Origin of the sequence: Streptomyces sp. NPDC000983, from assembly GCF_040299205.1 — a bacterium.
Classification (GTDB): domain Bacteria; phylum Actinomycetota; class Actinomycetes; order Streptomycetales; family Streptomycetaceae; genus Streptomyces.
On record NZ_JBEPBM010000017.1, the window covers coordinates 141,257 to 155,162 of the forward strand.

14 protein-coding genes are annotated in these 13,906 nt (G+C 72.4%); 8 read left to right on the top strand and 6 right to left on the bottom strand.

Translation table 11 applies throughout. The annotated features are described in order from the left end of the window. Nucleotides 1-72 precede the first annotated feature (72 nt). Nucleotides 73-351, top strand: coding sequence for a GlsB/YeaQ/YmgE family stress response membrane protein (locus tag ABT296_RS21130; protein WP_351929511.1), 279 nt, complete (start codon nt 73-75; stop codon nt 349-351). Between the two features lie 64 nt (nt 352-415). Here the strand turns inward: ABT296_RS21130 and tyrS are convergent, their stop codons facing one another. The 3 genes from tyrS to ABT296_RS21145 form a co-directional block, all read right to left on the bottom strand. Then, nucleotides 416-1,684, bottom strand: coding sequence for a tyrosine--tRNA ligase (gene tyrS, locus ABT296_RS21135; protein ID WP_351929513.1), 1,269 nt, complete (start codon nt 1,682-1,684; stop codon nt 416-418). 43 nt (nt 1,685-1,727) lie between these two features. Further along, nucleotides 1,728-3,116 (bottom strand): metallopeptidase TldD-related protein, encoded by a 1,389-nt coding sequence (locus ABT296_RS21140; protein ID WP_351929515.1) that lies wholly within the window; start codon nt 3,114-3,116, stop codon nt 1,728-1,730. A gap of 82 nt (nt 3,117-3,198) precedes the next feature. Next, on the bottom strand, nt 3,199-4,722 hold the full coding sequence (locus ABT296_RS21145) for a TldD/PmbA family protein (RefSeq protein ID WP_351929517.1): 1,524 nt from the start codon (nt 4,720-4,722) through the stop codon (nt 3,199-3,201). 244 nt (nt 4,723-4,966) lie between these two features. Here ABT296_RS21145 and fabG point away from each other — a divergent pair, with 244 nt between their 5' ends. The 3 genes from fabG to ABT296_RS21160 all read left to right on the top strand — a co-directional run bounded on the left by fabG (nt 4,967) and on the right by ABT296_RS21160 (nt 6,965). Continuing rightward, nucleotides 4,967-5,671, top strand: a complete 705-nt coding sequence (fabG, locus tag ABT296_RS21150; protein ID WP_351929519.1) for a 3-oxoacyl-[acyl-carrier-protein] reductase — start codon at nt 4,967-4,969, stop codon at nt 5,669-5,671. 5 nt (nt 5,672-5,676) lie between these two features. Next, complete coding sequence (fabI, locus tag ABT296_RS21155; RefSeq protein ID WP_351929521.1) at nt 5,677-6,444, top strand: enoyl-ACP reductase FabI; 768 nt, start codon at nt 5,677-5,679, stop codon at nt 6,442-6,444. Between the two features lie 167 nt (nt 6,445-6,611). Beyond that, nucleotides 6,612-6,965, top strand: a complete 354-nt coding sequence (locus ABT296_RS21160; protein WP_351929523.1) for a hypothetical protein — start codon at nt 6,612-6,614, stop codon at nt 6,963-6,965. On the opposite strand, the gene ABT296_RS21165 is transcribed toward ABT296_RS21160, so the two are convergent. Continuing rightward, complete coding sequence (locus tag ABT296_RS21165) at nt 6,946-7,635, bottom strand: FadR/GntR family transcriptional regulator (RefSeq protein ID WP_351929525.1); 690 nt, start codon at nt 7,633-7,635, stop codon at nt 6,946-6,948. The genes ABT296_RS21160 and ABT296_RS21165 overlap by 20 nt on opposite strands. 70 nt (nt 7,636-7,705) lie before the next feature. Between ABT296_RS21165 and ABT296_RS21170 the strand changes: the two genes are divergently transcribed. The 4 genes from ABT296_RS21170 (at nt 7,706) to ABT296_RS21185 (ending at nt 10,280) form a co-directional block, all read left to right on the top strand. Beyond that, the gene (locus ABT296_RS21170; RefSeq protein WP_351929527.1) at nt 7,706-9,064 is read left to right on the top strand and encodes a CynX/NimT family MFS transporter; all 1,359 of its coding nucleotides are present in this window, start codon (nt 7,706-7,708) and stop codon (nt 9,062-9,064) included. Between the two features lie 49 nt (nt 9,065-9,113). Next, complete coding sequence (locus ABT296_RS21175) at nt 9,114-9,233, top strand: SGM_5486 family transporter-associated protein (RefSeq protein ID WP_351929529.1); 120 nt, start codon at nt 9,114-9,116, stop codon at nt 9,231-9,233. Nucleotides 9,234-9,486: 253 nt separating this feature from the next. Then, nucleotides 9,487-9,693 (top strand): hypothetical protein, encoded by a 207-nt coding sequence (locus tag ABT296_RS21180; protein ID WP_351929531.1) that lies wholly within the window; start codon nt 9,487-9,489, stop codon nt 9,691-9,693. Nucleotides 9,694-9,758: 65 nt separating this feature from the next. Beyond that, on the top strand, nt 9,759-10,280 hold the full coding sequence (locus ABT296_RS21185; RefSeq protein ID WP_351929533.1) for a SixA phosphatase family protein: 522 nt from the start codon (nt 9,759-9,761) through the stop codon (nt 10,278-10,280). A 57-nt stretch (nt 10,281-10,337) separates the two neighbouring features. On the opposite strand, the gene serB is transcribed toward ABT296_RS21185, so the two are convergent. Both serB and ABT296_RS21195 read right to left on the bottom strand, forming a co-directional pair. Next, nucleotides 10,338-11,546: a phosphoserine phosphatase SerB gene (gene serB, locus ABT296_RS21190; RefSeq protein WP_351929535.1), complete on the bottom strand. Its 1,209-nt coding sequence runs from the start codon at nt 11,544-11,546 to the stop codon at nt 10,338-10,340. Nucleotides 11,547-11,821: 275 nt separating this feature from the next. After that, nucleotides 11,822-13,732 (bottom strand): streptophobe family protein, encoded by a 1,911-nt coding sequence (locus tag ABT296_RS21195; protein ID WP_351929537.1) that lies wholly within the window; start codon nt 13,730-13,732, stop codon nt 11,822-11,824. Nucleotides 13,733-13,906: the final 174 nt, after the last annotated feature.

Genomic DNA, 13,906 nt, shown 5'->3' on the forward strand with positions numbered 1-13,906 from the left:
CGGCATGCGGCGTACGCGGTACGGGCCGAGACTGGGCGTACTGCTCACGCGCAGGCGTACAAGGAGGCGGCCATGGGCTGGTTGTGGGCGATCATCGTGGGGTTCGTGCTCGGACTGATCGCCAAGGCGATCCTGCCCGGCAAGCAGCACAGCCCCCTCTGGCTGACCACCATCTTCGGCATGCTCGGCGCCATCGTCGGCAACGCCATCGCGCGCGGTTTCGGCGTCGAGGAGACCGCCGGCATCGACTGGAGCCGGCACTTCTTCCAGCTCGTCGCGGCGATCATCATCGTGGCCGCGGGCGACATGGTGTACATGGCGACGCTGGGCAAGAGGAAGATGCAGACCTGAGCGCCGGGTACGGCGAAGGGGCGGCACCCGCGAGGGTGCCGCCCCTTCGTTGTGCATCAGAGCCCTATGCGCCCGTGACCTCGACCGCCGCCAGGTTCTTCTTGCCCCGGCGCAGCACCAGCCAGCGGCCGTGCAGCAGGTCCTCCATCGCGGGAACGGCGTCCTCGGCCGTGACCTTCACGTTGTTTACGTAGGCCCCGCCTTCCTTCACCGTCCGACGGGCCGCGGACTTGCTCGCCACCAGCCCCACCTCGGCGAACAGGTCGACCACCGGGGCCGATTCGGCGACCTTGATGTGCGGCACCTCCGACAGGGCCGCGGCCAGCGTCCGCTCGTCCAGCTCCGCCAGCTCGCCCTGACCGAACAGCGCCCGGGACGCGGCGATGACCGCGGCCGTCTGCCCGGCGCCGTGCACCAGCGTCGTCAGCTCCTCCGCCAGCGCCCGCTGCGCGGCCCGCGCCTGCGGCCGCTCCTCGGTCTGCCGCTCCAGCTCCTCCAGCTCCTCGACGGACCTGAAGGACAGGATGCGCATGTACGTCGAGATGTCCCGGTCGTCCACGTTCAGCCAGAACTGGTAGAACGCGTACGGCGTCGTCATCTCGGGGTCGAGCCAGACGGCCCCGCCCTCGGTCTTGCCGAACTTGGTGCCGTCCGCCTTCACCATCAGCGGCGTCGCCAGACAGTGCACGTCGGCCTCGGGCTCCAGCCGGTGGATCAGGTCCAGACCCGCCGTGAGGTTGCCCCACTGGTCGCTGCCGCCCTGCTGGAGCGTGCAGCCGTGCCGTCGGTACAGCTCCAGGAAGTCCATGCCCTGGAGCAGTTGGTAGCTGAACTCCGTGTAGCTGATGCCCTCCTGGGACTCCAGCCGACGGGCGACCGAGTCCTTGGTCAGCATCTTGTTGACGCGGAAGTGCTTGCCGATGTCCCGCAGGAACTCGATGGCCGACAGGCCGGCCGTCCAGTCCAGGTTGTTCACCATCACGGCGGCGTTCTCGCCCTCGAAGGACAGGAACGGCTCGATCTGCGCGCGCAGCCGGTTCACCCAGTTCGCGACCGTCTCCGGGTCGTTCAGCGTGCGCTCCGCGGTCGGCCGCGGGTCACCGATCTGGCCGGTGGCCCCGCCGACCAGGGCCAGCGGGCGCAGGCCCGCCTGCTGGAGCCGGCGCATGGTCAGCACCTGCACCAGGTGGCCGACGTGCAGGCTGGCCGCGGTGGGGTCGAAGCCGCAATAGAACGTGACGGGACCGTCCGCGAGCGCCTTGCGCAAGGCGTCCTCGTCGGTGGACAGGGCCCACAGACCGCGCCACTTCAGCTCGTCGACGATGTCCGTCACGGTTCTCTTGTCTCCTCGGGAAGGCTCGTGGTCAGGTACGAGGTTATACGCCCTGGCTGACCGAACTCATATTGAAGTCGGGCACCCGCAGTGCGGGCATCGCGGCCCTGGTGAACCAGTCGCCCCACTCCCTGGGCAGCGTCTTCTCGGTGCGCCCGGCCTCGGTGGCCCGGCCCAGCAGGTCCACCGGCGACTCGTTGAACCGGAAGTTGTTGACCTCGCCGGTCACCTCGCCGTTCTCCACCAGGTAGACGCCGTCCCGGGTCAGGCCGGTCAGCAGCAGTGTCGCCGGGTCCACCTCGCGGATGTACCACAGGCAGGTCAGCAGCAGCCCGCGCTCGGTGCCCGCCACCATCTCCTCCAGGCCGCGCCCGTCGCCGTCGCCGCTGTCGAGGATCAGGTTGTCGATGCCCGGGGCCACCGGCAGCCCGGTCAGGCCCGCGCTGTGCCGGCTGGTCAGCAGGCGCCGCAGCTCGCCCTCGCGGATCCACTCGGTGGGCGCGAGCGGCAGACCGTTGTCGAACACCGACGCGTCACCGCCGGAGGAGTGCGCCAGCACGAACGGGGCGGACTCCAGGCCCGGCTCGTTGGGGTCGCTGCGCAGGGTCAGCGGCAGCTCGGTGAGCCGGTCGCCGATCCGGGTGCCGCCGCCCGGCTTGGAGAACACCGTGCGGCCCTCGGCCGCGTCCCGGCCCGACGACGACCACATCTGGTAGATCAGCAGGTCCGCGACGGCGGTCGGCGGCAGCAGCGTCTCGTACCGCCCGGCGGGCAGCGCGATCCTGCGCTTCGCCCAGCCCAGGCGTACGGCCAGTTCCGCGTCGAGCGCCGCGGGGTCCACGTCCTTGAAGTCCCGGGTGGACCGGCCGGCCCACGCCGAGCGGGTGCGGTCGGGGGACTTGGCGTTCAGCTCCAGCGTTCCGTTCGGCTGGTCGTGCCGCAGCCGCAGCCCCGTGGACGTACCGACGTAGGACGAGACCAGCTCGTGGTTGGCGAAGCCGTACAGCTCGCGTCCGCCCGCCCGCGCCCGTGCGAACGCCTCCCCGAGCGCCGGGGCGAACTCCGCGAACACCGCGGAGGAGGTCTCGGCGGGGGCGTCCGTGAAGTCCGGCGACACCGGCACACCGGCCACCAGCGGCTGCGCGTCCTCGGCGGGCTCGGCACCGCGCGCGGCGGCCTCCGCGGCCCGCACCAGCGGCTCCAGCTCGTCCGCCGTCACCGCGGAACGGGACACCACTCCGGAGGCGGTGCCCTCCTTGCCGTCGACGGTGGCGACGACCGTGAGCGTGCGCCCGCGCGTGACACCGTTCGTGGTCAGCGCGTTGCCCGCCCAGCGCAGGTTGGCGGTGGACTGCTCGTCGGCGATGACGACACACCCGTCGGCCCGGGACAGCTCCAGAGCCCGCTCGACGATCTCGTACGGCTTGTTCATCGACCGGCCTCCTGGGTGGTGTTGGGACTGTGCTGTTCCGGGGGGCAACCCCCGGACCCCCGGCCGATCCCTGCACTGACGCTCATCGACCGGCCTCCTGGGTGGTGTTGAGGATGTTGACGCTCCTGAAGAGGGCGGACGGGCAGCCGTGGGACACCGCCGCGACCTGGCCCGGCTGGGCCTTGCCGCAGTTGAAGGCGCCGCCCAGGACGTAGGTCTGCGGGCCGCCGACCGCCGCCATGGAGCCCCAGAAGTCGGTGGTGGTCGCCTGGTAGGCGACGTCCCGGAGCTGGCCGGTGATCCGGCCGTTCTCGATCCGGAAGAACCGCTGGCCGGTGAACTGGAAGTTGTAGCGCTGCATGTCGATGGACCACGACCGGTCCCCGACGACGTAGATCCCGCGGTCGACGCCCCCGATGAGGTCCTCCGTCGACATCCCGGCCGGGTCGGGCCGCAGGGAGACGTTGGCCATGCGCTGCACCGGCACATGGCCGGGGGAGTCGGCGAACGCGCAGCCGTTGGACCGCTCGAACCCGGTCAGCCGCGCGATCCGCCGGTCCAGCTGGTACCCGACCAGCGTGCCGTCCTTCACCAGGTCCCAGGTCTGGCCGGCGACGCCCTCGTCGTCGTAGCCGATGGTCGCCAGGCCGTGCTCGGCGGTGCGGTCACCGGTCACGTTCATCAGCTCGGAGCCGTACCTGAGCTTGCCGAGCTGGTCGAAGGTGGCGAAGGAGGTGCCGGCGTAGGCGGCCTCGTAACCGAGGGCGCGGTCCAGCTCGGTGGCGTGCCCGATCGACTCGTGGATGGTCAGCCACAGGTTGGACGGGTCGACGACGAGGTCGTACAGGCCCGCCTCGACGCTCGGCGCGCGCATCTTCTCCGCGAGGAGTTCCGGCATCCGCGCCAGCTCGTCGTCCCAGTCCCAGCCGGTGCCCGTGAGGTACTCCCAGCCGCGTCCGACGGGCGGCGCGATGGTGCGCATCGAGTCGAACTCGCCGGTGGACTCGTCCACCGACACGGCGGTCAACTGCGGGTGCAGCCGGACCCGCTGCTGGGTGGTGACGGTGCCCGCGGTGTCGGCGTAGAACTTGTTCTCGTGCACGGTCAGCAGCGAGGCGTCGACGTGGTTCACCCCGTCCGCCGCCAGCAGCCGCCCGCTCCACTCGGCGAGCAGCCCCGCCTTCTCCGCGTCGGGCACGGTGAACGGGTCGATCTCGTACGACGAGATCCACGTCCGGTCGGCGTGCACCGGCTCGTCGGCCAGTTCGACCCGCTCGTCGGCCCCGGCCGCCTTGATCACCTGCGCGGACAGCTTCGCCATCGCCACGGCCTGGGAGGCGACCTTGGCCGCCGCGTCCATGGTCAGATCCACGCCCGAGGCGAAACCCCAGGTCCCGCCGTGCACGACCCGCACCGCGTAGCCGAGGTCGGTGGTGTCGGACGACCCCGCCGGCTTGGCGTCCCTGAGCCGCCAGGACGCGCTGCGCACCCGCTCGAACCGGAAGTCCGCGTGCTCGGCGCCCAGCGCACGCGCGCGTGCCAGGGCGGCGTCCGCCAGGGCACGCAGAGGTAGTGCCGTGAAGGACTCGTCGATGGTATGAGGCACCTGGATCTCTTCCTGTCGCCGTTGCCGTGGTCGCTCCGATCATGTCGTGACGGCCGGGTCGGCGACCACACGTTTGCCCGGCGCGGCCGGTTCGGTTCTGTAGGGACCCGACAGTGACTCCCACCAGCCACTGTCGGTGCCCGCTTCTCCGCGCGGGGACCCGGACCGATAGGTTTTCGGGGAAGCCGCCTGTCATCCAGGTGTTCGGGCGGGTGTTCAGGACCGCTATCGAAAGGGTGATCCGTTGAGCCGCTCGGTTCTCGTCACCGGAGGCAACCGGGGCATCGGCCTCGCCATCGCCCGTGCATTCGCCGACGCCGGCGACAAGGTCGCCATCACGTACCGCTCGGGTGAGCCGCCGACCGGCCTCCTGGCCGTCAAGTGCGACATCACCGACAGCGAGCAGGTGGAGCAGGCCTACAAGGAGATCGAGGCCGAGCACGGCCCGGTCGAGGTCCTCGTCGCCAACGCCGGTGTCACCAAGGACCAGCTCCTGATGCGGATGTCCGAGGAGGACTTCGCCTCGGTGATCGACACCAACCTCACCGGCACCTTCCGCGTCGTCAAGCGCGCCAACCGGGGCATGCTGCGCGCCAAGAAGGGCCGTGTCGTCCTGATCTCGTCCGTGGTCGGACTGCTCGGCTCCGCGGGGCAGGCGAACTACGCCGCCTCCAAGGCCGCGCTCGTCGGCTTCGCGCGCTCCCTCGCCCGTGAGCTGGGATCGCGCAACATCACCTTCAACGTCGTCGCGCCCGGCTTCGTGGACACCGACATGACCAAGGTGCTCACCGACGAGCAGCGCGCGGCCATCGTGTCGCAGGTCCCGCTCGGCCGGTACGCGCAGCCGGAGGAGATCGCCGCGACGGTGCGGTTCCTCGCCTCCGACGACGCCTCGTACATCACTGGAGCCGTCATCCCCGTTGACGGCGGACTGGGAATGGGTCACTGATCACCATGAGCGGAATTCTCGAGGGCAAGCGCGTCCTGATCAGCGGTGTGCTGATGGAGTCCTCCATCGCCTTCCACACCGCGAAGCTGGCCCAGGAGCAGGGTGCCGAGATCATCCTGACCGCCTGGCCCCGGCCCACGCTGACCGAGCGCATCGCCAAGAAGCTCCCGAAGCCCACCAAGGTCATCGAGCTCGACGTCACCAACGACGAGCACCTGGGCCGGCTGGCCGACCTGGTCGGCGAGGAGCTCGGTGGCCTCGACGGCGTCGTGCACTCCATCGGCTTCGCCCCGCAGGACGCCCTCGGCGGCAACTTCCTGAACACGCCGTTCGAGTCCGTGGCCACGGCCATGCACGTCTCGGCGTACTCCCTGAAGTCGCTGACCACGGCCTGCCTGCCGCTGATGCAGAACGGCGGCTCGGTCGTCGGCCTCACCTTCGACGCCCAGTTCGCCTGGCCGCAGTACGACTGGATGGGCCCGGCCAAGGCCGCCCTGGAGGCCACCAGCCGCTACATCGCCCGTGACCTGGGCAAGCAGAACATCCGCTGCAACCTGATCTCCGCCGGCCCGCTCGGCTCCATGGCCGCCAAGTCCATCCCGGGCTTCGACGAGCTGGCCTCCGTGTGGGACAACCGCTCCCCGCTGGAGTGGGACCTCAAGGACCCGGAGCCGGCCGGCAAGGGCGTCGTCGCCCTGCTGAGCGACTGGTTCCCGAAGACCACGGGCGAGATCATCCACGTCGACGGCGGTCTGCACGCCATCGGCGCCTGATCCGCGCACCACGCCGAGGGGCCCGCGTCCGGTAACCGGACGCGGGCCCCTCGGCGTGTCCCCCGTTCGGCCCAACCGGCCGGGCGGGGGCCGGGGACGACCACGCACCCTGGAGTAGGTGTTCACCGCACCGTTCCCCTCCCCAGCACGGCCGAGGAGGTCCCCTTGTGCGTCTGTCCCGCAGCCTCGCCCCAGCGACCGTCGCCGTCGCCCTCGCCGTCGTGATGTGCCTGCCGCAGGAGGCCACGTCCCACGCACGCGTACCGGCCGCCGAGGCCGCCCCGCCGGACCTCTCCGGCTCCGAGTGCCGCACCCGCGTGGACGGCTCCCATGTCACCGTCCACTGCCACAACCCCTACGCGGACGTGGACCGGGTGCGCCTGCACATCGAGTGCGCCCGCTGGTGGGACCTCGACACCGACAGCTCCCCGGTCGACGTCGGCCCGGCGGTGACCGTACGGCTCACCGGGCGCTGCTGGAAGGAGGTCGGCCCGGTCTGGGTCAGCCACCAGCGGCGCTGAACCTCCCCGGACGGCACTGGAAGGGATAGCCCGCCGCCTCCGCGGCCGCCGTCGCCGCGTCGCCCGCGCGGATCGCCTCGACCAGCCGGGCGTGGTCCATGTACGTCTCCGGCGTCAGCTCCTCGCCCACGTCCTCGCGCAGCCAGTCCCGCAGCACCTCGCCCAGGTCCGCGTACACCGCCGTCATCGCGTCGTTGTGGGACGCCGACACCACCGCGAGATGGAAGGTGGCGTCGGCCGCCACGAACGCCTCCGCCTCGCCCGACTCCCAGGCCGCCTCGCGCCGCGCCAGGAGCGTCTCCAGCTGCCGTAGGTCCTTCTCGGTGCGCCGTTCGGCGGCCAGCTTCGCCGCGCCCGACTCCAGCGTGGAACGCAGCTCCGCGATGTGCCGCGGGTCGGCACCGGCGAACCGGCGGTGCATCACCCCGGCCAGCTCACTGGTGGCGACCACATAGGTGCCCGAGCCCTGGCGGATGTCCAGCAGGCCGTTGTGGGCGAGGGCGCGGACGGCCTCACGGACCGTGTTGCGGGCCACGCCCAGCTGCTCGACCAGCTCGGGCTCGGTCGGGATCCGGGCGCCGACCGGCCACTCGCCCGAGGTGATCTGGTTCCGCAGCGCGGCGATGACCTGCTCGGACAGCGCCGACCGGCGTTGCTGGCTCAGGGGCATGGCACACCTTCGCACGGAACCGGTGACCGAGGGCGACCGGGGGATGGACAACCATTCATCCCATGATTCTATGATGGGCGACATGGTGAGCGAGGAAACCCGGACCGGGGAAACCCGGACCGAGACCCGGACGACGAGTCCCCAGGCGATACGCGGTTCGGCCCCGACGGCCGGCCCTGCCTCCGGCCCGCGCGCGTGGGCGACGCGTCTGGTCGTCGTCGGCATCGTGCTGACCGCGCTCAACCTCCGCCCCGCCATCACCAGCCTCGGCGCCCTCCTGGAAGAGGTTCGCGACGGCCTCGGCATGAGCGGCAGCGTCGCCGGGCTGCTCACCTCCGTGCCCCCGCTCTGCTTCGCCGTCTTCGGCGTCATGGCGCCCCGGCTCGCCCGCCGCTTCGGCACCGGCGCCGTCGTCTGCGCGGGCATGGCCGCGATCACCGCCGGACTGCTGATCCGGCCGTACGCGGGCAGCACGGGCGCGTTCGTGGCCGCCAGCGCCCTCGCCCTGATGGGCATCGCGGTCAGCAACGTCCTGATGCCGGTCATCGTCAAGCGCTGGTTCCCCGACCGCGTCGGCTCCATGACCGGCCTGTACTCCATGGCCCTCGCCCTCGGCACCGCGACCGCCGCCGCGGCCACCGTGCCGGTCACCGACGCCCTGGGCGGCGGCTGGCAGTCCGGGCTCGCCGTCTGGGCCGCCCTGTCGGCGGCCGCCGTACTGCCGTGGCTCCCGCTCCTCCGGGACCGGCGCGGGGCGGCCCTGGGGCCGGACACGGCGCCCGACGGCAGGCCGGGCCCCACGCGCGAGGAGGCGCCCGCGCTGCGCATCACGCGCAGCCGTACCGCCTGGGCGCTCGCCGTCTTCTTCGGCCTCCAGGCCACCGCCGCCTACATCACCATGGGCTGGATGGCGCAGATCTTCCGGGACGCCGGGGTGCCCGCGGGCACGGCCGGACTGCTGCTGGCGATCACCATGGTCATGGGCGTGCCGCTGGCCTTCGTCATCCCGCGGGTCGCCACCCGCCTGCCCCACCAGGGCCCCATCGCCCTCGCGCTGGGCGTCTGCGGCCTCGCCGGATACGCCGGCCTGTACTTCGCGCCCGCCTCCGGAGCCTGGCTCTGGGCCGTCCTGCTCGGCATCTCCAACTGCGCCTTCCCGCTCGCCCTGACCATGGTCGGGATGCGCGCCAGGACCGGCGCGGGCGTGGCCCAGCTGTCGGCCTTCGCGCAGAGCACCGGGTACCTGATCTCGATCCCCGGCCCGCTCCTGGTGGGCGTGCTCTACCAGCACAGCGGCGGCTGGGGAGTGCCGATCGCGCTCATGGCCGCGCTGATGATCCCGCAGATGGCGGTGGGCGTCCTGGCCGGGCGCAACCGGATCGTCGAGGACGAGGCCGCCCTCCGGCTGCCCGGGCCCCGGACCCGCTGAGGCCCACCCCGGGGGTCCGCCCGGGGGCCGCGGGTGCGAGACTGGCCGTATGTCGCCAGTGCTCGACCCGAACCCCCAGGACGGCCAGAAGAAGATGCTGATCGTCTTCGGCTCGTTCCTCGCCATCTTCGTGATCATCGGCATCATCGCGACGATCGCCTCGCCGTGAGCGCGGGTCGTCTCGGCGTGAGTGCCGGCCGTCTCGCCCTGAGCGCCGCCGGTGTGCGGCACCGCTGACCGACCGGGTGCCTCGCCCCCGTGGTGGGGCTAGCACCACCATCCCCTAGGGGGTGAGTGTCAGGGTCAACTGGGTGGATCACCGGATGGGTTGAGGGCCCGGGTTTCCGTACCTTCGAGTTGTGGCCGCGAGAGCGGCCCACGAGGCAGGAACCCGGCCCGCTCGAAGACCCGCGGAGGCACCCATGTCGGCCCCTACGCAGACCCCGCCGCACCCGGCACACCGGGGCGGCGTCGACACCCGGCTTCCCTGGTGGGCGCTCGCCCTGCCCGTCCTCGCCTTCGTCGCCCTGCTGGTGGTCGTACTCGACCCGGCCGAGGCACACGCGGCGACCGCCGACCCCGCGATCACCCGGCTCCTGGAGCACGTCCAGCACCTGATGGCACGCTGAGCGGGGACCCGGCCGCCGGTCAACTACCTGCGCCCTGTGGCCTGTTTCATGCGAAGCTGGGACCCATGAGCGACGCAGAACCCCGCAGGATTGTCCTCTTCCGGCATGCGAAAGCCGACTGGCCAGAGGTGACCGACCACGAGCGGCCGCTCGCCGACCGGGGCCGCATGGACGCCGCCGTCGCCGGCCGCAGGCTCGTCGACACCGGCTTCGAGTTCGATCTGGCCCTGTGTTCCACCGCGACCCGGACCCGTGAGACCTGGAAGCTGGCCGTCCACGAATTTCCGCACCGGCCGAAAACAGTCTACGAGGAGCGGATCTACGATGCCTCGCCCGGCGAGCTGATCACCGTGCTCAACGAGACCCCGGACGACGTGCGCAGCGCTGTCCTCATCGGCCACAATCCCGGCATCCACGGCCTCGCCGAAGTCCTGTCCGGCGCCGCCGAGGGGGACGCCCGCACCCGGATGAACCGCCACGGGTTCCCGGCCGCCGCCTTCGCCGTGCTGACCTTCACCGGCTCCTGGAAGGGCCTGGAGCCCGGTGTGGCGACCCTGCTCGACTACTGGGCGCCGACGGAGGAGTGACCCCACCCGTGCGCAGGGCCCGGTGCGTCACCGGGCCCCTTCCGCCGTGCCGCGGACTCAGTCCTCGTCGTGCATGTCGGCGGCCTCGACCTCTTCACGGGTGACGCCGAGCAGATAGAGCACGGTGTCCAGGAACGGCACGTTCACCGCGGTGTGCGCCGCCTCCCGCACCACCGGCTTGGCGTTGAAGGCGACCCCGAGCCCCGCCGCGTTCAGCATGTCCAGATCGTTGGCACCGTCACCGATCGCCACCGTCTGCGCCAGCGGAACGCCCGCCTCGGCGGCGAAGCGCCGCAGCAGCCGCGCCTTGCCCGCCCGGTCCACGATCTCGCCGGTGACCCTGCCGGTCAGCTTCCCGTCGACGATCTCCAACGTGTTGGCCTGGGCGAAGTCCAGCCCGAGCCGCTCCTTCAGATCGTCCGTGACCTGGGTGAACCCGCCCGAGACCACGCCGACTTGGTAGCCGAGCCGCTTCAGCGTCCGGATCAGGGTGCGCGCGCCCGGCGTCAGCCGCACCTCGCTGCGCACCTTGTCCACGACCGAGGCGTCCAGTCCGGCCAGCAGCTCCACGCGCGCGTGCAGCGACTGCTCGAAGTCCAGCTCACCACGCATCGCCGCCGCCGTCACCTCGGCGACCTCGTCCTCGCAGCCGGCGTGCGCGGCGAAGAGCTCGATCACCTCGTCCTGGATCAGCGTGGAGTCCACGTCCATCACGACCAGCCGCTGCGCCCGCCGGTGCAGTCCGGCCGCGACCACGGCCACGTCCACGCCGAGCTTCGCCGCCTCCGTCACCAGCGCGGTGCGCAGCGGCTCGGTCTCCACACCGGAGACCGCGAACTCGACGGCCGTCACCGGGTACTTGGCGAGCCGGAAGATACGGTCGATGTTGCCGCCGGCGTGGGTGATCTTCGCGGCGATGGCCGACGTCGCCTCCGCGGTGAGCGGGTGACCCAGCACGGTGACCAGGGAGCGGCCGAGCCCGCGCGGCCGGTTGTCGCCGAGCCCGGAGATGATCTCGGCCTGCATCCGCATGGACTCCGCCCAGCTGTGGACGGTGGCCCGCAGATCCCCTTCCATCCCGCGCGGCGGCTCGGTCACGAGGGCGCACAGCACGATCCGGCCACGGGTGACGACCTGCTCGATGTCGACCACGTCGACGGAGTAGGCGGCGAGGGTGTCGAAGAGTCCGGCCGTGATGCCCGGCCTGTCCTTCCCGAAGATCTTGACGAGAAGGGTGGGGACGTCAGAGGTCTGCGAAGCGCTCATGATGAATCCACCGTATCCGGCACGCAGTGCCTTCCGCCCCGGTGGTCCGCCTGACGGACACGGAACACTGGGTGTCGACCGGGTGGCCCACGCCTTACGGGACGATCACGTCTCACCCGTTTCCTGTGGACGGTACGGCAGAAAGCGCGTACGGCGATCCCTGTTGCCCCTACGGGCCTCACGGCGCCCGTGCCGCGAGGCCGTGGCCCCTGCTCGGGGCGGCCGGCGCCCGTGCCGCGAGGTCCTGGCCCCTGCCCGGGGCGCCCGGCGCCCGGTCAGCCGCGTCCCTCGGGGTCCTTCGGAGGGGCGGGCGGCGGCGGAGGCGGGGGCGGCGGACCGTCCGGCCAGTGCCGTGCCTCGTCACCGCTCCGGCCGCGTGCGGGCCTGCGGGGCGGCGGCTGGATCGGCCCGAGCACGGTGGGAGCGCCGTACACGTCGTCGTCATCACCGCCCGCGTCACCGGAGGGCGCCGAGGGTCCGCGCGGCGGGCCGGGGGCCCGCGCCGCTCCCCGCTCCCGTACCGGCTCTCCTCGCCCCGCCCCCGGCCACGGCTCTTCGCCGTGCCGTGCCCCGGCACTCCCCGAGGGCCGCCGATCCTCCGGAGGCAACAGCCCCTCGGGCCGCCGCAGATACGGGTTGGTGTCGGGATTCGGCGCCCGGTACGGCGCCCCCGGGTCGTACGGCCCACTGCCGGCCCCACCACCCGCGGCCCCCGCGCTTGCCGAACCACCCACGCCCCCCGAACCTTCAGCCGCCCCCGAACCCCACACAGCGTCCGGCGCCCCAGCGGCCTCCGCCCCCGCACCCCCCGAGTCACCCCGTGCCAGCGGCGCCGTCCGCTGCCCCGCCGCCCCCGTGCCGCGGGCCAGCAGTGCGCCCGCCGCGCCCGCCGCCGCACCCCACAGGGCGCCGAGGAGCAGGGCGAGGCCGAGCCGGCCGTGCAGTTCGACCCCGGCGTCGAAGGCGTCCACGCCGAGCACCGCGAGCGACGCGTCCACGGACACCTCGGTCAGCCACGCCAGCAGCGGCAGCGCCACCGCGGTGACGACGCCGAGCCGCAGCGCGCACCGGCCGGCGAACCCGGCGGTCCCGGTCTCCACCGGCGTCCGTACCGCCGTGAGCACCCCCGCCAGCAGCATCGCCACCGCCGCCGCGACGCCCAGCAGCCAGACCCGGCCGTCCAGCTCGGCGAGGCGTCCCAGCGTCACGGCCCGGTCGGAGTCGACCAGCAGATCGTCCAGCGGGTCCGGCAGGAACCGCGCCAGTGGGCCCGAGGCCTCGCCGTCCCAGGGCACGAACAGGCCGATGGGCAGGCCCAGCCACACCCCGTTCGGTGCCCCGAGCAGCGCGGCGCCCGCGATCCGCTTGGGGTTGTCGTCGCCGATCAGCGCGTACGCCGCCGCCGCGAACCCGGCGAGGACCGCCAGCAGCAGGACCGAGACGAGGGCGGACACGGCGGGCCGCACCACCCGGTGCAGGGCCGCCCAGCCGGCCGGCAGGGGAGTGCGCCGGGAGGCCAGCAACGCGATCAGCAGGATCCCGGCCGCCCAGCAGGCACCGCCGAGGAGGGTCGCCGCCGTGTCGACGCCGAAGCCGACCGCGGCCTCGGCGTCCACGAGGTCGCCGATCCGGTCGGGCAGCAGCCCGCCGATGTCCCCGACGTCCCCGAGACCCGGGATCTCGACCTCCCCGGCGCCCCCGCCGGGCAGGTCGTCGAGGCCGAGGGCGCCGCCGTCGAGGGTGATGACATCGTGACCCGCCCACGCGAGACCGCCCAGCATCGCCACGAACATCGCGACCACCGCGCCCGCGCGGGCGAGGAGTTCGGCCGGGGCGATCACGGCGCCCGCCGTGCGCAGGGACCGCAGGAAGAACCAGGACAGCAGCAGCGCGCCGACCAGACCCACCCCCAGCGGCGTGATCTCGAGGGCGGTCGTGGCCTGGGCGCCGGTCAGACCGAAGGCGGACACATCGCCCGAAGGCGTCACGGAACCACCCGCCCCGAGCGCCACGACCGCCGCCGTCATCGGCCCCAACGAGCCGGTCGCGTCCGCCTCCAGCAGATGCAGGCCCAGCGCGGCCGTGCCCGCCATGCCGATCAGCGCCCAGCTCACCGCGGCGACGGCGGACAGCAGCACGTCCGCCCACGGCACCCTGACGCTGCCCGCGTCCTTGGCCAAGCTCATCGCAGACCCCCCGATCCGCAGGCGGCGAACTCGCCGCGCATGTCCCCCCTCGCGTGGATTACCACTCTCCGGGCCGGTTTCAACCCCGTCAACGGAACCGGACGATGCCGGTGCGCGCGGTTTTCACAAGGCCCGACTTTCGGTCAGGGGGCCGAGCCTGAAATAGTTCCCGAC